This is a genomic window from Mycobacterium sp. Aquia_216 (genome assembly GCF_026723865.1).
Taxonomy (GTDB): domain Bacteria; phylum Actinomycetota; class Actinomycetes; order Mycobacteriales; family Mycobacteriaceae; genus Mycobacterium.
On sequence record NZ_CP113529.1, the window covers coordinates 4,754,428 to 4,773,915 of the forward strand.

Below are 19,488 nucleotides of genomic sequence, written 5' to 3' on the forward strand. Positions count from 1 at the left end.
GCTCCCTGTCCTAGACGGCCGCGGCCGTGCTCTCGCGGGCCGCCACGATCTCGGCGACCCGCTTGGCGGTAGCACCCGGATCACCGGCCGCCAGGGGCCAGCCGCGTGCTCGCACCAGGTACGCAGTCGCCGCGGCTTCGGCCGAGACACCAAGTCCGCCTTGGATATGCACGGCCATCGTGGCCGCCTTGGCGGCCTCTTCGGCCATGAACACGAATGCCGACGGCGCCAACTCGGCTCGTTCGCCGGGTTCGTTGTCCAGGAACCAGGCGGCCCGCCGCGCAAGGTTTCTCCCGCCCTGCACGGTGATGGCCATGTTGGCCAACGGATGCGAAATAGCCTGCAGTGTCGAGATCGGGACGCCCAATGTGTAACGGGTCTTGGAGAATTCGGCCGCGATCGTCATCGTCTCCTCGACCAGCCCGACTAGGGCCGCCGCGGTCAGCAGCCGCCACTCATCCAGCGCGAGTTCGTAGGCCGCCAGCGCTTCGGGCCCTTGGGCGACGACCGTGCGGGTGTCGGCGGCGGCGGGGTCGACCCAGGCCATCGGCAACCGGCCGAGGTTGTCGACCTTGGCCGGCCGGGTGCCGAACGTCAAGCGCACCACCTCGTCGCCGTCGCGGACGACGATGTGGTCGGCGATCGATCCGGTCGGGATCAAGCGGACGCCCGGTGCGCCGTCGATGCGCGCATCGATTCCCGCGAGTTGTTCACCTTCCGCGATGCCGGCAGTGTCGGTGCCCAGCGCGCCGAGGCGGCCCAGCAGCCGCGCCGCGCACACATGGTCGACCCATGGAATCGGCGCGAGTGAGCGCCCGATCTCCTCGGCCACCAGGGTGAGATCGACCAGGGTCGCCCCGTCGCCGCCGCAAGACTCCGGCAGCGCCATCGTGGTTGCACCCATTGTGCACAGGCGCTCCCAGAGGTTCTTGTCGAATCCGGAAGGCTCTGCGGCACGCACTGTTTCGATGGGACAGTGGGTCTTGAAGAATTGCTTGTACGCATTCTGCAGATCCACATGGTGATCGGACAAGCTGTAGTCCAGCCTGCGCAATTCGAAGCGGTCCATCGTCAGTGCTCCTGTCGTATCTCAGGCTCGTTCGCCGAAGAAAAACTCTTGTGCGTTGTTGTACAGGTAGTTGTCCAGTACCTCGGCAGGCAGGTCCAGCGCGCGGGCTTCGGGCACCACCCGACGCATCCGCAGTACCGGCCAGTCCGACGCGTAGATGACCTTGTTCGGACCACGGGTGCGCATGTAATGCAGCAGGGGGTCCGGTAATCGCTTGGGCGACCAGGCCGAGGTCATCAGGCGAAGGTTGGCGTACTTGAGCAGCAGCCGGATCGCGACGTCCCACCACGGATCGGCGCCGTGGATCATGCACAGCTTCAGTTCCGGAAACCGCACGCACACCCGGTCCAGGTGGATGGGGTTCTGAACTTCTCCGGGGATCGGCGGCCCGGGAATGCCGGTGTTGACGCACAGCGGCAGGCCCAGCTCCGCGCACTTGGCGTAGAGCGGGTAGTACACGGCATCGCTGGGCGGGTACTGCCCATCGCCCCAAAAGCTCGGCCCCACCACGGCATACGCGACCGGGAGATCGCGCACGACGACGCTCAGCTCGCGCAACGGTCCGACCGGACGCAGCAGGTTGATTCCACCCATGGCCAGCGCGAATCGGTCCGGCTTGGCTTCAACGAACTTGCGCGCGGTGGTCGACGGGCTGGCAAGGTTGTCCATCAGGACCGCCTTTTGCACGCCCTGCTCGTCCATCTCGTCGAGCAGCTCCGACAGATCGACCGGCGCGAACATCGACTCCGGGCCCTTGAAGTAGTCGTCGCGGACCTTCAGCATCCACGTGGGCTGCGAACCGGCCTCGCCGAAGTGCACGTTGATCAGGCAGTCAATCGCTTTGTCGGTCACGCTGATCCTTCTGCATCGACGCCGGCCAGCGCGGTGGCCGGAAGCTGTTCTGTGGCAGCCTGTTTCGCCCAGCGATAGTTTGGCTTGCCATTGCCGAGTCGCTCAACCCGCTCGACGAAGAGGATTGCCTTGGGCGCTTTGAAGTGGGCGAGCCGCGACTTGCACAGGGTGGCAAGCTCGGCTTCCTCGACCACATCCGCACCCGGCTGCAACGCGACCAAGGCGACGACTTCCTGGCCCCACCGGTCACTGGGCCGCCCCACTACCAGCGCGTCGGCGACGCACGGGTGGGTGCGCAGCGCCTCCTCGACCTCTTCGACGAAAACCTTTTCCCCACCAGTGTTCACCACCAGCGAATCGCGCCCGTACAGGCGCAGGGTGCCGTCAGATTCGATACTCGCCCGGTCGCCCGGGATCACTACCCGCTTGCCGTCGATCTCAGGGAAAGTGCGCTTGGTGGCTTCGGCATCGTTGAAGTAGCCCAGCGGAATCCGGCCGCTCCTGGCCACCCACCCGATCTCGGGATCACCGGGCCGCAAGAACCGGCTGCGATCCTCCGAGACCACCGCTCCCCCCTCGCGGAGCACGAAAGTCTCACTCTGCGTACCCCGTTGACTGTGGCCGAACCCCATGTTCCCGGATTCCGACGAGCCGTACCCGTCGATGACGGTGACCTGTGGCAGCCTTTCCATCAGCGCGTGCTTGAATTTCGGATTCGTTGCGGCCCCGCCGGTGCCGATCCCGTTCAGCGACGACAGATCGTAGGTACCCCGTTGCAACTCGGCGACCAGCGGACCGGCATAGGCGTCGCCGACCATGGTCATCATCCCGACCCGTTCGCGCTCGGCGGTCTGCCATACCTCACGCACGTCAAGCTTGCCGCGGCCGTCATAAAGCACCGCGGTGAAACCGTTCATGATCGCCGAGAAGGCGGTCCACATGCCGGCGGCATGCATCAGCGGTGAGACCGCGAACCACGCCTGCCCGCCCCCGCGCACCTTCGCGTGGATCTCGTCGACGCTGGCGTGGTCGGCCCCGACCATGGACGCCACATACATGTCGCTTTGCCGCCACAACACTCCCTTGGGACGGCCGGTGGTCCCGCCGGTGCACATCATGATCAAGTCGTCGGGCGATCCCGGCGCCGGATCATCCGAACCACCTTGTGCCAGCGCCTCATCCAGCGATACCGCACCCGGCAACTCGGCGACGTCGCTGCCATCGTCGATCGAGATCAACAGTTCGGCACCGTCGGTCGGCAACACCTCGGCACAGCGCGCGCCCAGCGACCGGTGATAGATGATGCCGCGGGGCCGCACGTAGGAGAGCAGATCGGCGATCTCGCCCGGCGAGTAGCTGTAGTTAACGTTGACCGGCACGGTGCGCGCCTTCAGACATGCGATCAGCGCGTCCGGGTACAGGTCGTTGTACATCAGCAGCGCGACCCGGTCCTGACCACACTCCCAGCGGGCCAGCGTGTCCCGCTCTTGGTGCGCCCCGAAACCGTTGGCGTTCAAGAAGTTCGCCAATCGGTTGGTTCGTCTCGCCGACTCGGCAAAGGTGCTGCGCCGAGTTCCACAAACCGTCATCACCCGGTCACCGATGACGTCGGCGATGGCGTCGAAAGCCGCTCCGACGGTCCATTCACTCACTGGCCGGGCCGCCTAGGCCGCTACGGTAGCTTTGATGCCCAATAAATCCAACGCATTGTCGCGCATGATCTTTCGGATGTCCGATGCGCTGAAGGCGGTAAGTTCCTCGGTGAACGACACCGGCGACTCGAGCCCTTCGCCGTGCGGCCAGTCGGAGCCGAACAAGATCTTGTCCACCCCGATCACCTCGGCCAACTCCGGCAGGTCGTCCTCGTAGTAGGGCGCGATCCACACGTTGTCGCGCAACTGCTCCACCGGGTCCACGGGGAAATCCCGGGGCTGGGTGTTGGCGGCCTTCTTCAGGCGCTTGACCAGCCGGTGGACGAAGTACGAACCGTTTTCGATGCTGACCGCCTTGAGTTTCGGGTGGCGGGTGAACACGCCGTGCACGATCATCGAGGCCATCGTGTCGTGAATGGCGCGGTCGTCGAGCAACACGTTGTCCAACGGATCCTTGGCGCCGAATCCTTCGAACGTCGCCTTGCCGCCCCACGCCGCCGCGATGTGCAGGTAGCCGCTGTCGCTGAGGTGGAATCCGACCGGAACTCCCGCTTCGGCCAGCCGGGCCCAGACCGGGTCGTGGCTGGGATGACCCAGCGACCGCGGCTTGACCAGGCCGGGCACCGGCGCCGGACGCACCAGCACCAGCTTGGCGCCCCGGGCCAACACGAAGTCGACCTCCTCGAGCGCCCCGGCCGGGTCGGCCAGCGAGATGATCGGCGCGGAAATGATGCGGTGGTCGGGCCGGTCGAAACCCCAGTCCTCGTCGAGCCAGAGGTTGAAGGCGTGCACCGATGCCATCGTCGCCTCGATGTCATGCTTGAGCGCCTCCTCGACCCCACACCCGAAAGTCGGCAGCATGAATACTGTTTCGATGTCCTGGGTGTCCATTACCGCGATGCGTGCATCACGGTTCTGGTACTCCGGGTGTTCGGTCAGCCGTTCCACCTTCATCAGCGACGCCGGGTCGACGCCTTCGGGAATCTCACCGCGGAACAACAGATCCAGGCAGCCCGGCACGATGATCGGGTCGAAGGTCGGGTTGGGAACGAAATGGTTGACCCGGCCCCCGATCACCGCCAGCGTGCGCTTGCCCTGGGTGACCATCTGTACGCCACGGCTCTTGAACGCCTTGTCCAGGTGGCGGGTAAACGCGTCCAATGGTTCGTAATAGTGGTTGTCGACGTCAATCGCCTTGTAGCTCAGGCTATTCATGATCATCCCTTTCGAAGGTGCTAAGCGTCGGTTGGCCGCAGTGACGGAAACTGCGGGGGCCTCTTCTCGAGGAAGCTGGTGATCCCTTCGATGACATCCGGCCGCGGCAGAGACTCCTGAAGCAGGGCGTCGGCAAGCGACGTGGCGTCCACGACGTCGCGGGTGGCGTCGCCATAGACCTGACGCTTGATCACCGCCATCGATGCGGGCGAACATTTGGCGGCCATGTCCTCGGCATATTCCAGAACACGCTTCATCAAGTCGTCGGCGGCAACGACCTCTTTGACCAGGCCGAGCTCGGCGGCTTCCTCGGCGAGAAACGTGCGACCGCTCAGCAATAGATCGAGAGCGACGGCCATGCCGGTCAACCGCGGCAAAATCCAGGAGATGCCGAATTCGGCGATCAGACCGCGACGAGCGAACACCGCGCCGAACTTCGCACCGGCGGCGGCGAACCGGACATCGCACATCAGCGCCTGGGTAAGACCGATGCCGACGCACGAGCCGTTGATGGCCGCGATGACGGGCTTGCGCAGCGTGGTCACAAAATGAGGCGGACGTTCGCCGACCAGGTCGGCCAGGTTCGTCTGCCCCGCCTTCTCCATCGATTCGCCGACCTTGGCGGCCCCGCTCGGCGCGCCCAAATAGGCGCCGGCGCAGAATCCTCGGCCCCGACCGGTCAGCACGACCACCCGGATCGCGGGATCCTGCTCGGCGCGGTCGATGCCGGCATAGAACCCGGCCGCGATGTCGGGACCCCAGGCGTTGAGCCGGTCCGGCCGGTTGAACGTCAGGATTGCGACACCGCTGTCCGTGGCCTCGTAGCGCACCGCATCGTCGGCGTCGGAAGCACCGTCGCTGCCGGGCATCTTCCGCGGCACCTCCTCATGCGTTGACGACGGGATTCGCCTGTGCTTTGTACCCATACTGTATACCTATCGGTACTGCATTCCACAACTGTCCCCGCGGGCCCGCAAACCGCGTCAAACAGCGAATTCCACCAGTACTGAGCCGCCGTCCGCGTCGGAAACGACACGCGAATTCCCAGCAATGAATTCGCACCCGGTGTTTGGGATCACGACTCCCGGGTTACCGAAAGCGGGTGTGAATATCCGGCGGCTAAGGGGATCCGTAGTGAAGTCGACAGCAAAAGCGATCATGCATCGCGTGAAGCAAGCGCGGTCAGCGGTAATGAAGGTTGAGGCGACGCTGGCGGGCTTCCAGTTTCTGCTCGCGTTGGGGCCGCTGGGCATTGCCATCGGCCTGGTGTTGTGGGTTCGACGGCGTCGAACCCACGGCGACCCTCCCCGCGTGGAGATCGCAACACCGCCGGCAACAGATGTGGCTACCGATACGACCGCACCGGTAGCCACTACCTCGGCAAACGCGGCCGGCAACGGGCACGCGCACTGAAGCTGTGGCGAGCGCCACGTTCCGCTCGTGGTTTCCCCGTCGAGTGACTGGGAACGGGTACTGAGGGCACCCACTAGGTAAGAGGAGGGAAACGCCAATGGTTGACATCATCAGGGGCGTCGTCGACGACGTTGTGGGCAAGGCCAAGGAAGTGGTTGGCACTGTCGCGGGGCGCAATGACTGGATCAGCGAAGGTCAGGCGCAGCAAGACAAGGCCGACGCGCTGCGCAATGCGACGAAGAAAGAGCTTGAAGCCGACAAGGCTCGTGCCGAAGCGAAAATCCACGAGGCACGCGAGCGCGCCGAGCAAAACTAGCCAACGTCTCGCGTTCGCAAAGGCCCGGTCACCCCGTTGGGGGCCGGGCCTTTGTATGGGACTGCGGCACAAGGACTTTGGGCGATAGCTATGAATCGATGAGTCCGAGCCGGCGATAAGCAGTCTCGATTTGAGTCTTAGCCTCCGACGGTAACTCGGCTTGCGGAGGCCGCGAATGCGGATAGGAACCGATCGGCAGACCCAATACCGAAGCGGCGTACTTGAATGCGCCTCCCCAATGGGTGAAGTAATCGGAGCGACCGGGATAACAGGTCCACCACGATCCGATGTCCAGATCGAATTGGTCCATACCGGACTCACGCCCAAAGTCCATTGCCTCGAGCAGCTTGTCGTTGAGTACCAGGTCCCAATAGTCGGAGAACTTCCGCCGCTGCGGAGTTTCGAAGAGATAACCTGCCGTCCCGAGTTGCGCGGGGCAGACGATTCCTGCCCGCAACCACCCGGCGCGGTACACCGTCCTGTCACATTCCCACACCGCCAGCCCGGGCGCCAATTCATGCAGCCGCCGGCTCGCCTCTGGGCGGAAGGCACCCTCCTTGGTGGCGCACACCGCGGGCACCTCGTGATAAATCCTGGCGCTTTCGGCCGGGGTCAACACATAGCCCGAAGACGGAGAATTGAACATCCCCAGGGCGATATCCGTGCGCGCGGCCACGTACTTGAAGAAGCGCAGCACGCCTTCGCCGCCGTGAGCCTCCATCATCGGCGTTTGGATGTACGCAATATCGGCGCCCGCCTGCTGGGCGTGCAGCGTCAAATCCACGCAGTCCTTTGCCGACATGGCTGCCGTACAGGCCTGCACCACAACGTCGGGATTGATCCGGCGCGACTCCTCGATCGCCACCTCGAGCAAGCGTCTACGCTCATCGAGCGTCAGCGACCAGAACTCGGCGATTCCGCTGGTACACCACAACATCGGGTGGCCGAGGTCACCGACGCAGTAACGCACCAACGTCCGGTACGCGTCCCAGTCGATGTCGTCGCCGTCGGTACCGCAGAACGGTGTGTAGAGCGAGTCGCCGATTCCCCGCAATGCTCCGCGCGCCCACGTGCGCGCCTCAGCAGCTGTCGCCACAGTCCACTCCTTTTGTCGGCCAATCGATTTGAGGTCAGGTGAAGTCTGAACCACCGTCGACGTTGATGTTGGCGCCGGTCATGTAGGAGTTGCGCCGCGACGCCAGGAACGCGACGACGGGCCCGATCTCTTCCGGTAGACCGGCTCGCGGCATGTGCGCCGGATGCCCAAAGTGCTTGCCGATGGCCTCCATCAGGCGATAGGGGTCGTTACCGTCGACACCGACCGAGTCGGCCCAGCCGACGAGCGACTCGGACGCGATGCTGCCCGGTGACACCACGTTGACCAGAATCTCGTCTTTGGCAAGCAGCAAGGACAGGTTCTTCGAGACGCTGGTCAGCATCGACTTCGCCGCGGTGTAGGCGGGCAGCATGACGCTTTGCCGCTGTGTCGAATGCGCCGAAAAATTGACGATGCGCGCCCAGTCCGCCTTGCGCAGCAGCGGAAGCGCTGAACGCACACAGCGCACCATTCCCAGCACGCCATCTTCGACGGACTGGCGCCACTGGTCGTCGGTCAGATCTTCGAAGCTGCCCGCCGCTCCCGGCCCGACCGTATTGATCAGCACGTTGAGCTCGCCGTCCCATCGGGCGGCAACGTCGGCGAATACCCGGTCAACCTCTGCGGAGTCACCGATGTCGACGGCGAATCCCAGGACATCCGGACTACCGCGGTCGGTCAGATCGACCACCGCGTTATCGAGAAAAACTCGGGTTCGGCCGACCAGCGCCACCCGGGCACCGTCTTCGGCCAGACAACGGGCCGCCGCCAAACCCATGCCGCGGCTACCGCCGACCACGACTGCTGCGGCATTCGCCAGGCCTAAATCCATCGCGCTATCCGCGGCTCACGTGGTGGTCTGACCAATGGCTTGCGTCCGGTCATCTTTGCCCGTCCAGCTGTTATACCAAAAAGCCTACGATAGGTATTACAGTAACAGAGGGAAAAGGGTACGAGGGCCCGGTTGACGGTCACAGCCTAACGCCGACACGCCTACATATACGCAGGTGAGAGCACATCTGCGGAGTAGATTTGCTTCAATCGGTGGCACGGCTGCAGACCGTACCCACAGGATACATTTTGATGGAGGTGCCCGTAGTGGCAAAGCAGGCAACCGCTGATAAGCGTCAACGACGCGAACGCGGGTCCATCAACCCCGATGACATCATCAGTGGCGCATTCGAACTCGCGGAGCGAGTCTCGATAGACAACCTCAGCATGCCGCTGCTCGGCAAACACCTCGGCGTCGGCGTTACCAGCATTTACTGGTACTTCCGCAAGAAGGACGACCTGCTCAATGCGATGACCGACCGCGCCCTGAGCAAGTATGTGTTCGCCACCCCCTATGTCGAAGCCAGCGACTGGCGAGAAACCCTGCGGAACCACGCGCGCTCGATGCGTAAGACGTTTATGGGCAACCCAATTCTGTGCGACCTGATTTTGATTCGCGCCGCGCTGAGTCCAAAGGCTGCCAAATTGGGCGCTTTGGAGATGGAGAAGGCGATCTCGAATCTGGTCGAGGCCGGCCTCACGCCCGAAGATGCCTTCGACACGTATTCGGCGGTTTCGGTCCACGTCCGCGGTTCGGTGGTATTGCAGCGGCTGTACGAAAAGAATCAGTCCTCCGACGTCGGTCCACGCGCCATCGAGGATGCGGTCGCCATCGACCCCGAAAAAACTCCGCTGCTCGCCCAGGTGAGCCGGATAGGTCACCGGATCGGCGCGCCGGACGAAACCAATTTCGAGTACGGACTCAACTGCATCCTCGACCACGCCAGCCGGTTGATCGACGAGGGCTCAAAAACCGCCAAGTCGACGACATCCCGGCCACGCAAGGCCACGAAGTCCTCCGCTGGAAGCGGGCGGACCAAGGCGACTGCGGACCGGTAGAGGCTTCTCGAATCGTCTTATTACACTTCGGGTTCCGGAACATGAAAGTGTTCGTCACGTAGCCGGAACGCTTCCTTGGTGCCGTGCTGGGCACGGGTTTTGACGAAGTTGAATTCCTCCGGCCCGAATTGCAGGTTGGTGCCGTAGGCGTGGAAGAGATAACTCGCGACTTCCTCACCCTGGTACGCCTGGCTCTGCTCGACGAGGCGGAACGCTTCCTTGGCGATCACAACCCCGTCGGCAGGCATCTTCGCTGCCTTCTCGGCCCAATACCGGGCCCGCGCGGTCACGGCGCCGGGATCGCATGTCTCGGTGAAGATTCCAAGATGTTCGAGCTCGCCGGCTTGGATAACGTCACCGGTCAGCAGCAAGCGCCGGGCCAACACCGGTCCCAGCCGATGGAAAAACATGTGCAGGCTGCCCAGCGCGGGACCCAGGAAACGCGTCGCGGGCATGCCGATCTTTGTGTCGCGCGCGATCACCGAGATGTCAGTCATCAGCGCCATCTCGAAACCACCGCCAAGGGCGTAGCCGGATATCTCCCCCACCGTCACCTTCGGGAAGCCCATGAAATTGTGGTAGAAGCTAAATGACTTGCGGTCCACGGTAAGTCGTCTGCGCTGGCTGGGCCGGCGTTGGGCCGCCGCCTCATCGGGAGCCTTGGACTTGTCGCCGTACCAGCCGTACGCGTTGTTCATGTCGGCACCGGTGGAAAAGACTCCGTCGGCCCCACGCAGCAGCAGCACAGTCAGCTCGTCGTCGTCGGCCACCCGATCCAGGCAGCGGCCGACGGCCTCACGCATGGCGGCGTCATAGGAGTTGCGCTGCTTGGGATTGTTCAGAGTGATCGTCGCGATTCGCCGACCGGGGTCGACCTCGAAAAGCACACGATCGTCGTTCGAGGCAGTCATGTAGCGGACTCCTTTCGCCGCCTCCCGAATCTAGATCCGGTCAGCTTGTCCGGCCGCGACGCCAGAGTGTTGACCTCGCCGATGCACAGCACTTCGTTGCCGAGCACCAGCCGGGCCGTCGACGCGATGCCCCGCTCGAGCTGCGACCGGACGATGTCGAAGCCCAACTCGGTCAGCAGCGGCGTGGGCCGCCGGAAGGTCACCTGCAGCGATCGCGTCTTGCCGGACAACCCCATGACGCAACTGTGATGCTGGATGACGCAGTCGAAAAAGACGGCGAGAAAGCCGCCGTGAACCAGGCCCGGCGGTCCTTCGTAGGTCAGCGGGAACAAGACCCGACCTTCGGCCTTGTCGGCGTCGAGATGATCGAAGGAATACTCCGGAAAGGACGGGTTGTAGGCGCCGATGTCGGTGGCGTGGTTGAGATAGACCCGGCGCGGATCGTCGTCGATCTCGCCGATCCGGGGAGCGTTGTCCCGCGGGGCCGCGATCGTCAGCTCACTCTCCCATTCGCCGAACTTCGCCAGCATCGCATCGACCGTCGGGTGCGGATGTTCCAGCGAGAGCAACAAAGAGCTCAGCCGCCGCATCGCGCCGGCGGCGGCCACGGTCTGAGCAAGGGGCACCTCGCCGAATTTCGTGTCATCGGCGCGTATCGGTGTGCCCTCGCCCATTAGCGCCGCTCCTCTCCTCGCAAGCGGGAGGTACCCCCACATCGCTCTTTTGCTCTGCATCGTCGCCGACGCAAGGCATGCGACCCTCTTCCGTCGGGTTTCATCCGGTTGTTCCGTCGGCAGCGTTTCCTTGATAACTTATACAGCGTATCAATCGTATTGCCTACTGTATGGGTTCCCGTATCGCCAGAAAGGCCGGATTCGACGGTGAATCACGACGCCGACGCGGCCGACGCCGAGGGGTCGGTGGCAGCGCGCCGGGATGGTGCGATTCTGCGACTCACACTCGACCGTCCGCAGCGACGTAATTCGTTGACCCACTTGATGATCGATACATTGGTCCGCGCGCTGACCGACGCCGCCACCGACGATTCGTTGCGGGCGATTCACCTGAACAGTGCGGGCGACGACTTCTGCTCGGGTGCCGACTGGGTCGCAACCAACAGCGGCACCGCACAGCGTCCGCGCACCGGCGATCTGGTGCGCAGGGTTCCACACGCCGCCCACCGCTTGATCGAGCTCGTGCACACCATCCAGCTCCCGGTCGTCTGCACCGTGCGAGGCTGGGCGGTGGGCATGGGTTGCAATCTTGCCCTGGCCGCCGATTTCGCCGTGGCCGCCGACGATGCCGTGTTCTGGGAACCGTTCGTCGAACGGGGGTTCAGCCCGGATTCGGGTGCTACCTGGCTACTCCCCCGATTGGTGGGAGTGGCGCGGGCCCGGCGCATGCTGCTGCTCAGCGAAAAAGTGAGTGGGATAGACGCGGCCGGCTGGGGGCTGATACACCACGCAGCCGGCCCGACCGAACTCGACGACGCCGTCGAGCAGCTGCTGGCGCGACTCGCCGACGGACCAACCGTCGCGATCGGTCTGGCCAAACAGGCCCTGAACTACGGCCAGCACGCGTCACTGAACCAGTCCATGACACAGGAACTGTTCAACATGGAACTATCTTGTCGGACAAGCGATTTCAAAGAGGGTCTGGAGGCCTTTCGCCGGCGACGCGCACCGAAATTCAATGGACGGTGACCGGATAGGCTTTCGGTCACACGGGGCGCAATACGAAGGGAACACGGATGCCTGCTGACTCGTTCGACACCATCGACTACGAGGTCGACGGGCATACCGCCACCATCACTTTGAATCGGCCCGAGGCCCTCAACGCGCTGAGCCCCCACATGATCACCGAGCTTCGGGCCGCCTACGACGAGGCGGAAAACGACGACAACGTGTGGCTGACGATCGTCACCGGCACCGGCCGCGCATTCTGCACCGGCGCCGACGTCAAGGCCATTCCCGAGGACGGCAAGGTGATCTACGAACGGCCGTACCTGTCGACCTACGACCAATGGGAGGCGCCGCAGGAGGGCACGCCTGCGTTTCGCACCACGGCCAAGCCGGTGCTGACCGCGGTGAACGGAATCTGCTGTGGCGCCGGCATGGATTGGGTCACCACAACCGACATCGTCATCGCATCCGAGCAGGCCACCTTTTTCGATCCGCACGTCAGCATCGGCCTGGTGGCCGGACGCGAATTGGTGCGGGTATCCCGGGTGCTGCCCCGCTCGATCGCCCTGCGAATGGCCTTGATGGGCAAGCACGAACGAATGAGCGCAGGGCGCGCCTACGAGCTCGGGTTGATCAGCGAAGTCGTCGAGCACGACCGCCTGCTCGACCGGGCGCGCGAGATCGCCGACATCGTCAACTCCAATGCGCCGCTGGCGGTTCGGGGCACCCGGCTGGCGATCCTCAAGGGTCTGAACGTGCCGCTGCACGAGGCCGAGATCATGGCCGAAACCTTCCGCGAGCGGGTGCTGCGCACCGAGGATGCCGCCGAAGGCCCTAAGGCCTTTGTCGAAAAGCGGAAACCGAATTGGCAATGCCGTTGACTACCCCGCAGTTCGAAACCATTCTTCTCGACATCGACGGCGCTGACCACGTCGCCACCATCACGCTGAATCGTCCCGACCGGCTGAATGCATTCAATCGCACGATGTGTGAGGAGATGGCGCAGGCATGGCGCATCGTCAAACTGGACGAGTCGGTGCATGCGGTGGTGTTGCGGGCAGCGGGCAGCCGGGCCTTCAGCGCCGGGCTGGACATCAAGACACCCTATGGGCAACCGGAAAACGTCTGGAACCACGAGGATCCCGGCGAATTACTCAGCCCCAAGTGGCAGAAGTTGTGGAAGCCGGTGGTGTGCGCGGTTCAGGGCATGTGCACCGCGGGTGCGTTCTACTTCATCAACGAGGCCGACGTAGTCATCTGCTCAACCGACGCAACGTTTTTCGACTCGCATGTCTCGGCCGGCCTGGTGTGCGCGCTGGAACCGATCGGCTTGATGCGTCGCATCGGCCTGGGCGAGACATTGCGCATCGCATTGATGGGCAACGACGAACGAGTCGGTGCTGACACCGCGTTGCGGATCGGGTTGGTGTCCGAGGTGGTCGCAACGGACCAGCTGTGGGGCCGCGCACACGAGATTGCCGCGGCGATCGCGGCCAAACCACCGTCCGCGACGCAGGGCACCGTCAAAGCGATCTGGGAGTCGCTGGACAAGCCCTACCGCACCGCCTTGGAGCAGGGGCTGATCTACACCCGGCTGGGCAACCCACTGGGGACCGCCGAACTGGCCGCGCAGCAGGACGCCGACGGCAAAGGCGCCAGGAGCGAACCAAGGGTCCGCTGATGGCCGATCATCCACTGAGTCAACGCATCGCCCACGTGCTGGATCTGCAGCCGGGCGCGCCCGCGATCGAATACGACGGACGATGGCTGACGTGGGAAAACATCGGCGGCGCGGCGCGGCGTATGGCGTCGGTGACGGCCGACCACGGCGACAACCCTGCGATCGGAATGCTGCTGCGCAACCGGCCGGGCCAGGTCGCGGCGTTCCTCGGCATACTGCTGGCCGGCGGGACGGTGGTCACGATCAACCCGTCGCGCGGCGACGAGCGCACCCGGTCCGATGTCGCCGCACTGCAGCTGCCGCTTGTGGTCGGCGAGCCAGAAGACCTGGCCACGCTCGTCGCACCCGGCACGCCGACCCGGCCGATTTCCGGTTATCTGGACGAGCCCGGCTCATCGGCCCGGCACGACGATCGGTCGACTGCCGCAACCGAAGTCGCGGTGCGGATGCTGACCAGTGGAACGACCGGCCCGCCCAAGCGAATTGACCTCAGCTACGACATGCTGGCACGCAGCGTGATGGGTCCGGACCCGGATCACGCACCGCCGCCGCCGGAACTGCGTCGCGGCGTCGCGATCATGAATTCACCGCTGGTACACATTGGCGGCGTCTTTCGGGTGCTGCAATGTGTCGCCGAGGCGAGATCTTTTGTGCTGCTGGAACGCTTCGAGCTCCACACGTGGGCGCGTGCGGTGCGTCAACACCGGCCACGCGCGGTGTCGCTGGTGCCGGCCGCGCTGCGGACGGTGTTGCACTCCGACCTGTCACGAGCCGATCTGGACAGCATCCACGCCGTCACCTGCGGCACTGCCCCGCTGTCGGCCGACGACGCCGACGCCTTCACCGAGACGTACGGCATACCGGTTTTAACATCTTATGCCGCAACCGAATTCGGTGGCGGAGTGGCCGGCTGGACCCTGGCCGATTACCGGAGCCATTGGGCGGCCAAACGCGGCAGCGTCGGACGGGCGAACCCCGGCGCGCAGTTGCGGGTGGTCGACGACGCCGGGGCGCCGCTGGGCGCGGACCGGGTTGGGCTACTGGAAGTCAAACCGGGGCAACTGGGGCGATCGGCGCCGTGGATGCGGACCACGGATTTAGCACGCATCGACCCTGACGGTTTTCTCTGGATCGTCGGGCGAGCCGATCAAGCGATCATCCGCGGCGGGTTCAAAGTGATGCCCGACGACGTACGCATCGCGCTGGAAGGACACCCCGCGGTGGCGGGTGCGGCGGTGGTCGGACGACCCGACGCACGTCTGGGCGAGACGCCGGTAGCGATGGTGGAACTGCGTGAGTCCGCCGGCACGGATGCCGACACGTTGGTGGAGTACCTGCGAACACGGTTGGCCCGCTATGAGATTCCCACCGAGATCGCGATCGTCGCCGCGATCCCTCGCACACCGTCGGGCAAGGCAGATTTGGGCGAGGTCCGGCGCTTCTTCGAAGAGTCCGCAGCGCAGCGCGACCATGCCCGGTGATTCCACGGTCGCCGCGCTGGTGCGGCAGCAAGCCCGCTCGCGCGACGACCACCCCCTGCTCGTCTGCGATGCCGAACGGATCAGCTACGCCGACGCCGACTCCCGGTCCGCGGAGCTGGCCCGCGGGCTGATCGCCCTCGGCGCGGGCAAGGGCAACCATGTCGGGCTGCTGTACCCCAACGGGCCCGAGTTCGTCGTCGCAATGCTGGCGGCCGCGCGCATCGGCGCCGTGGTAATCCCGTTTTCCACGTTCGTCACCGCCCGTGAGATGCGTGAGCAGCTGGTCGACAGCGACGTCGAAATACTATTGACCGCCGCGACTTTTCGCTCCCACGACTACGTGCAGCGACTGTCCGAGGTTCTCTCGGACGCCGACCTCGAGTCCCGGTTGTTTTGCGCCGCCGCACCGCAATTGCGTCACGTTGCGCTCACTCACGAAACGGTGTACCGGCGAGCCGGCACCGTCGACCCCGCACTCCTGCACGCGCTGGAGGACGACGTCTACGGCTGCGATCCGCTGACGATCGTCTACACGTCAGGATCCACCAGCACCCCCAAAGGCGTCGTGCACACCCATGCCGCGCTCCTCGGACACCAACGGAACCTCAACAAGATCCGCGGTTTAACCCCGGCGGACACACTGTTCTGCAATTCGCCGTTCTTCTGGATCGGCGGGTTCGCGTTCGGACTGCTCGCCACGTTGGTGGCCGGATCGACCTTGGTGTGTTCCAACGCCACCTCCGATATTCACGGAGCCGGCGCAACACTCGACTTGCTGGAAGCCGAAAAGCCAACCATGACCAACGGGTTCGCGGCCGGGATCGCTCACCTGGCCGACCACCCGAGCTACGGCGAGCGTGATTTGTCGTCGATGCGGCGCGGCAACCTCTACCCGATCATGGCGCCCGAGCTGAGACCGGCCGATCCGGAGCTGCGGCACAACATGCTCGGGATGACCGAGGCCGGCAGCGTCGTGCTGATCGGCGAGGACGAATCCGACCAGCCCGAGGCGCGGCGCGGTTCATTCGGCAAGCCCGCACCAGGATTTGAGACGATGCTGATCAACCCCGACACGGGACAACGCGTGGGCGCCGGCGAGGTCGGCGAACTCTGCATCCGCGGGCCCTACGTGATGCAGGGCTATTACAAACGCAGCCGCGAAGAGTGCTTCGATGCCGACGGCTGGTTCCACACCGGCGATTTGGTGCGCACCGATGCCGACGGATTCGTCTATTTCGTCGGCCGCCTGCGCGCGCTGATCAAAACGGGCGGCGCCAACGTCTCGGCAGCCGAAGTGGAGCAGGCTATCACCAAGGTCACCGGCGGCGCGCCGGCATACGTCCTCGGTATTCCCGACCCGCGACGCGGGCAGCTCGTCGCGGCGGTGGTCGTCCGGCCAGACGGCGAGGCGGCGTTCGATGACGCCGCGCTGGGCGAGCGACTCAAAACGGAACTGTCCGCGTACAAAATTCCCAAGCGGTTCATCACGCTGCATCGCGCCGATCTCCCGCTGTTGTCCAGCGGCAAGGTCGACACGCGGCAACTGAGGAAACTGTTCGATGCCTGACCCGAGCGCGTACACCGTCGACCAACTGGTGCGGTTTCGCGCCGACCACAACCGGGACACTCCGATGGTGATCGATCCGACGTCTCGGGTTAACTACCGCGAACTCGACGTGACCACACGCGATTTGGCGGCGGTCTTCGTCGAAGCCGGCGTAAGCAAGGGCACCCGGGTGGGTTTGATCATGCCCAACAGCACCCGCTGGGTGCAGGTCGCCACCGCGCTGACCCGCATCGGCGCTGTGCTGGTGCCGCTGAGCACGCTACTGAAAGCCGGTGAACTCGTCGCGCAGCTGCGCGTCGCGGCCGTGCAGTTCCTGGTGGCCGTCGAGGAATTCCGGGGTCATCGCTACCTCGACGACCTGCAGGAGGTGTTGCGACCGGAACTTCCTGCGTTGCATCATGTTTGGTCGATCGACGAGCTCGATAGCGCCCCGGCGAGTGATCGGGCCCGGCAGATCGTCGACGCCATGACCGAAACCGTCACCGCCGCCGACCCATTGGTCATCATGTTCACCTCCGGCAGCAGCGGCACGCCCAAGGGAGTCGTGCACTCCCACGGCAACGCATTGGGCGCGGTGCAGTCGGGGCTCGCTGCGCGTTGCATCAGCTCCGGAACCCGCCTGTATCTGCCGATGCCGTTCTTTTGGGTCGGCGGTTTCGGCAGCGGCATACTGTCCGTCCTGCTGGCCGGCGCCACCCTGGTGACCGAAGAAATCCCCCGGCCGGAAACGACTTTGCGGCTGCTGGAGCGCGAACGGGTCACCCTGTTTCGCGGCTGGCCCGACCAGGCCGAGGCACTGGCGCGGCACGCCAGCTCGGCCGGCGTCGACCTCTCGGCGCTGCGACCGGGCAGCCTGGAAGCCCTACTGCCGTCCGAGCAGCGGGCTGCGCCCGGGGCGCGGGCCACACTGTTCGGCATGACCGAGGCATTCGGGCCGTACTGCGGCTACCCCGCCGACACCGACATGCCCGCGACGGCATGGGGCAGCTGCGGAAAGCCGTTCGCGGGCATGGAAGTCCGCATCGTCGACGTCGACGGCGGCGAGCCGGTTGCGACGGGAACCACCGGAATGATCCAAATCCGCGGACCACACACCCTGCGCGGCATTTGCGGTCGCAGCCGCGAAGAGCTGTTCACCGACGACGGCTTCTACCCGACCGGCGATCTCGGCCATCTCGACGAGGACGGATTCCTGTTCTATCACGGCCGATCCGACGACATGTTCAAAGTCAGCGGCGCGACGGTCTACCCCGCCGAGGTCGAGCGCGCGCTACGCGCGATCGACGGCATCGACCACGCCTTCGTCACCAATGTGCCGGGCGCCGCGGGTGAACGGGTGGGCGCCGCGGTGGTATGCGCAGACCCAGGGATGGACGCCGGGCAACTGCGCGACCGTGCGCGCGCGCTACTGAGTGCCTTCAAAGTACCGACGGTCTGGCTGATCGTGGATTCCGACGATGGCGTTCCGCGCGGGGGCACCGGCAAGGTCGACGTCCATCGACTGCGCGAGATGTTGGGCGACGTGGACCCGGCTTAGGGGACCCGCGTCCAGGGTTGACAGTTCTGCGACTCGAACGCCTTGACCGATGTGTTGATGTTCGCGAACATCGGACCGACCGAGATATTCGTCTGGAGTACATGCTCCTTGTTCGCATCGGGCGTGCTGTAGGTGAACCACGCGCACATCGAGTCCTGGGTCGGCACATTGTTTATCCACACCCCAAAGGTCGACGCCGAACCGGCCGTTCGGTAAAGGCCGGGTGCGATGTCGGGCCCGACGACGAAGACGCCGTTTCCGGGGATCGGGTCGAGCGGGTCGGCCTTCGCCGGGGCCGCGAACGCGATCGCTGTCATGCACGCAACGAATACGGCCACTGCGCGAGGCGTTGGAGGCATCTCGTTCTCCATTCGTTGCCCACCCTGAAGGCAGCGTATGCCCAGGTCGATCCCCGCGACAATCCCCGTCGGTGTCACCCAGACGTCGTCTGGTCCGTTTCGACCACCACTCCCCGCGCGACGAGGTGATCGATCAACGGAACTGCCCCGGCGGCAAGATGTTCCGACATCGCAGCTCGCGCAAGCACATCGTCGTGGATCTCGAGCGCGGCCAGAATCCGCCGATGGTCCTCGACCGACTGGCTCGACCAACCCTCGATCGCGGGGAACACCGATTCGGGTGCGTACCGGGTGATCTGCGACATCAACTGTGCGAGCTTCGGCGAGTCCGCCGCCACATTGATGGCTCGGTGAAACTCATGATTCAGTCGAACAGTCCGCTCCTGGTCGTCGCCGGCGTAGGCATCCTCGAGTTGGGCCTGGATCTCCTTGAGCTCGTGCAACTGATCGTGGGTGATGTTGACCGCGGCCCGCGCGGCCAGCTCGCCCCCGACGTGCGCTTGCACATTTGCCACGTCGGTGACGTCGCGCCCCGTCACCGGCAACACCACAAACCCACGATGCGGCTGCTGAGCGATCAAGCCCTCGGCTCGCAGCGCGAACAACGCCTCACGCACCGGTGTCACACTGATTCCCAATTCCGCGGCCAATTGGTCCAGCCGGACGTAAGACCCCGCGGCATAACGGCCGTCGAAGATCCTGCTGCGGATAAGGCGCGCGACATCATCGGAAAGTTGAGGCCGCGCAGCGAAATCCGGAACGCTCAT

General features: G+C 64.7%; 20 protein-coding genes. 9 read left to right on the forward strand and 11 right to left on the reverse strand.

Annotation, left to right across the window (positions count from 1 at the left end):
• Nucleotides 1–10 precede the first annotated feature (10 nt).
• From OK015_RS22150 to OK015_RS22170, 5 genes are read right to left on the reverse strand one after another with little or no spacing between them, the layout of a single operon-like run.
• On the reverse strand, nucleotides 11–1,069 hold the full coding sequence (locus OK015_RS22150) for an acyl-CoA dehydrogenase family protein (RefSeq protein ID WP_268126139.1): 1,059 nt from the start codon (nucleotides 1,067–1,069) through the stop codon (nucleotides 11–13).
• A gap of 21 nt (nucleotides 1,070–1,090) precedes the next feature.
• The gene (locus tag OK015_RS22155) at nucleotides 1,091–1,921 is read right to left on the reverse strand and encodes an amidohydrolase family protein (protein ID WP_268126141.1); all 831 of its coding nucleotides are present in this window, start codon (nucleotides 1,919–1,921) and stop codon (nucleotides 1,091–1,093) included.
• The gene (locus tag OK015_RS22160; protein WP_268126142.1) at nucleotides 1,918–3,573 is read right to left on the reverse strand and encodes an acyl-CoA synthetase; all 1,656 of its coding nucleotides are present in this window, start codon (nucleotides 3,571–3,573) and stop codon (nucleotides 1,918–1,920) included. Before OK015_RS22160 ends, OK015_RS22155 begins: the two co-directional genes overlap by 4 nt.
• Nucleotides 3,574–3,585: 12 nt before the next feature.
• On the reverse strand, nucleotides 3,586–4,788 hold the full coding sequence (locus tag OK015_RS22165) for an amidohydrolase family protein (protein WP_268126143.1): 1,203 nt from the start codon (nucleotides 4,786–4,788) through the stop codon (nucleotides 3,586–3,588).
• Nucleotides 4,789–4,808: 20 nt separating this feature from the next.
• Nucleotides 4,809–5,657 (reverse strand): enoyl-CoA hydratase, encoded by an 849-nt coding sequence (locus OK015_RS22170; protein ID WP_268126144.1) that lies wholly within the window; start codon nucleotides 5,655–5,657, stop codon nucleotides 4,809–4,811.
• A gap of 265 nt (nucleotides 5,658–5,922) precedes the next feature.
• On the opposite strand from OK015_RS22170, the gene OK015_RS22175 reads away from it, so the two are divergent.
• Nucleotides 5,923–6,201 (forward strand): hypothetical protein, encoded by a 279-nt coding sequence (locus OK015_RS22175; RefSeq protein ID WP_268126145.1) that lies wholly within the window; start codon nucleotides 5,923–5,925, stop codon nucleotides 6,199–6,201.
• Nucleotides 6,202–6,298: 97 nt separating this feature from the next.
• On the forward strand, nucleotides 6,299–6,517 hold the full coding sequence (gene mbp1, locus OK015_RS22180) for a microaggregate-binding protein 1 (protein WP_268126146.1): 219 nt from the start codon (nucleotides 6,299–6,301) through the stop codon (nucleotides 6,515–6,517).
• Nucleotides 6,518–6,605: 88 nt separating this feature from the next.
• On the opposite strand, the gene OK015_RS22185 is transcribed toward mbp1, so the two are convergent.
• Together OK015_RS22185 and OK015_RS22190 are read right to left on the reverse strand one after the other, a co-directional pair.
• On the reverse strand, nucleotides 6,606–7,613 hold the full coding sequence (locus OK015_RS22185; RefSeq protein WP_268126147.1) for a dihydrodipicolinate synthase family protein: 1,008 nt from the start codon (nucleotides 7,611–7,613) through the stop codon (nucleotides 6,606–6,608).
• 34 nt (nucleotides 7,614–7,647) lie between these two features.
• Nucleotides 7,648–8,445, reverse strand: coding sequence for an SDR family NAD(P)-dependent oxidoreductase (locus OK015_RS22190; RefSeq protein WP_268126148.1), 798 nt, complete (start codon nucleotides 8,443–8,445; stop codon nucleotides 7,648–7,650).
• A gap of 251 nt (nucleotides 8,446–8,696) precedes the next feature.
• Here OK015_RS22190 and OK015_RS22195 point away from each other — a divergent pair, with 251 nt between their 5' ends.
• Nucleotides 8,697–9,503 (forward strand): TetR/AcrR family transcriptional regulator, encoded by an 807-nt coding sequence (locus OK015_RS22195; RefSeq protein WP_268126150.1) that lies wholly within the window; start codon nucleotides 8,697–8,699, stop codon nucleotides 9,501–9,503.
• A 20-nt stretch (nucleotides 9,504–9,523) separates the two neighbouring features.
• Here OK015_RS22195 and OK015_RS22200 read toward each other — a convergent pair whose 3' ends face one another.
• Together OK015_RS22200 and OK015_RS22205 are read right to left on the reverse strand one after the other, a co-directional pair.
• On the reverse strand, nucleotides 9,524–10,414 hold the full coding sequence (locus OK015_RS22200; RefSeq protein WP_268126152.1) for an enoyl-CoA hydratase/isomerase family protein: 891 nt from the start codon (nucleotides 10,412–10,414) through the stop codon (nucleotides 9,524–9,526).
• A complete protein-coding gene (locus OK015_RS22205) occupies nucleotides 10,411–11,088 on the reverse strand; it encodes a hypothetical protein (protein ID WP_268126153.1) in 678 nt (225 codons plus the stop codon). The genes OK015_RS22200 and OK015_RS22205 overlap by 4 nt, the downstream gene beginning before the upstream one ends.
• Nucleotides 11,089–11,295: 207 nt before the next feature.
• Between OK015_RS22205 and OK015_RS22210 the strand changes: the two genes are divergently transcribed.
• The 6 genes from OK015_RS22210 to OK015_RS22235 are packed head-to-tail and all read left to right on the forward strand — an operon-like array spanning nucleotide 11,296 to nucleotide 18,362.
• Nucleotides 11,296–12,117 carry an enoyl-CoA hydratase/isomerase family protein gene (locus tag OK015_RS22210; protein WP_268126154.1) on the forward strand — a complete coding sequence of 274 codons (822 nt, stop codon included), beginning with the start codon at nucleotides 11,296–11,298 and terminating at the stop codon, nucleotides 12,115–12,117.
• A gap of 47 nt (nucleotides 12,118–12,164) precedes the next feature.
• Nucleotides 12,165–12,977 (forward strand): enoyl-CoA hydratase/isomerase family protein, encoded by an 813-nt coding sequence (locus OK015_RS22215; RefSeq protein WP_268126155.1) that lies wholly within the window; start codon nucleotides 12,165–12,167, stop codon nucleotides 12,975–12,977.
• The gene (locus OK015_RS22220) at nucleotides 12,968–13,777 is read left to right on the forward strand and encodes an enoyl-CoA hydratase/isomerase family protein (protein ID WP_268126156.1); all 810 of its coding nucleotides are present in this window, start codon (nucleotides 12,968–12,970) and stop codon (nucleotides 13,775–13,777) included. Before OK015_RS22215 ends, OK015_RS22220 begins: the two co-directional genes overlap by 10 nt.
• Entirely contained in the window at nucleotides 13,777–15,258 is a 1,482-nt protein-coding gene (locus tag OK015_RS22225; protein WP_268126158.1) for a class I adenylate-forming enzyme family protein, read from the forward strand. The genes OK015_RS22220 and OK015_RS22225 overlap by 1 nt, the downstream gene beginning before the upstream one ends.
• Nucleotides 15,248–16,825 (forward strand): class I adenylate-forming enzyme family protein, encoded by a 1,578-nt coding sequence (locus OK015_RS22230; protein WP_268126159.1) that lies wholly within the window; start codon nucleotides 15,248–15,250, stop codon nucleotides 16,823–16,825. Before OK015_RS22225 ends, OK015_RS22230 begins: the two co-directional genes overlap by 11 nt.
• Entirely contained in the window at nucleotides 16,818–18,362 is a 1,545-nt protein-coding gene (locus OK015_RS22235) for a class I adenylate-forming enzyme family protein (RefSeq protein ID WP_268126161.1), read from the forward strand. Before OK015_RS22230 ends, OK015_RS22235 begins: the two co-directional genes overlap by 8 nt.
• On the opposite strand, the gene OK015_RS22240 is transcribed toward OK015_RS22235, so the two are convergent.
• Nucleotides 18,359–18,721, reverse strand: coding sequence for a hypothetical protein (locus OK015_RS22240; RefSeq protein ID WP_268126163.1), 363 nt, complete (start codon nucleotides 18,719–18,721; stop codon nucleotides 18,359–18,361). The genes OK015_RS22235 and OK015_RS22240 overlap by 4 nt on opposite strands.
• Before the next feature lie 74 nt (nucleotides 18,722–18,795).
• The gene (locus OK015_RS22245; RefSeq protein WP_268126164.1) at nucleotides 18,796–19,488 is read right to left on the reverse strand and encodes a GntR family transcriptional regulator; all 693 of its coding nucleotides are present in this window, start codon (nucleotides 19,486–19,488) and stop codon (nucleotides 18,796–18,798) included.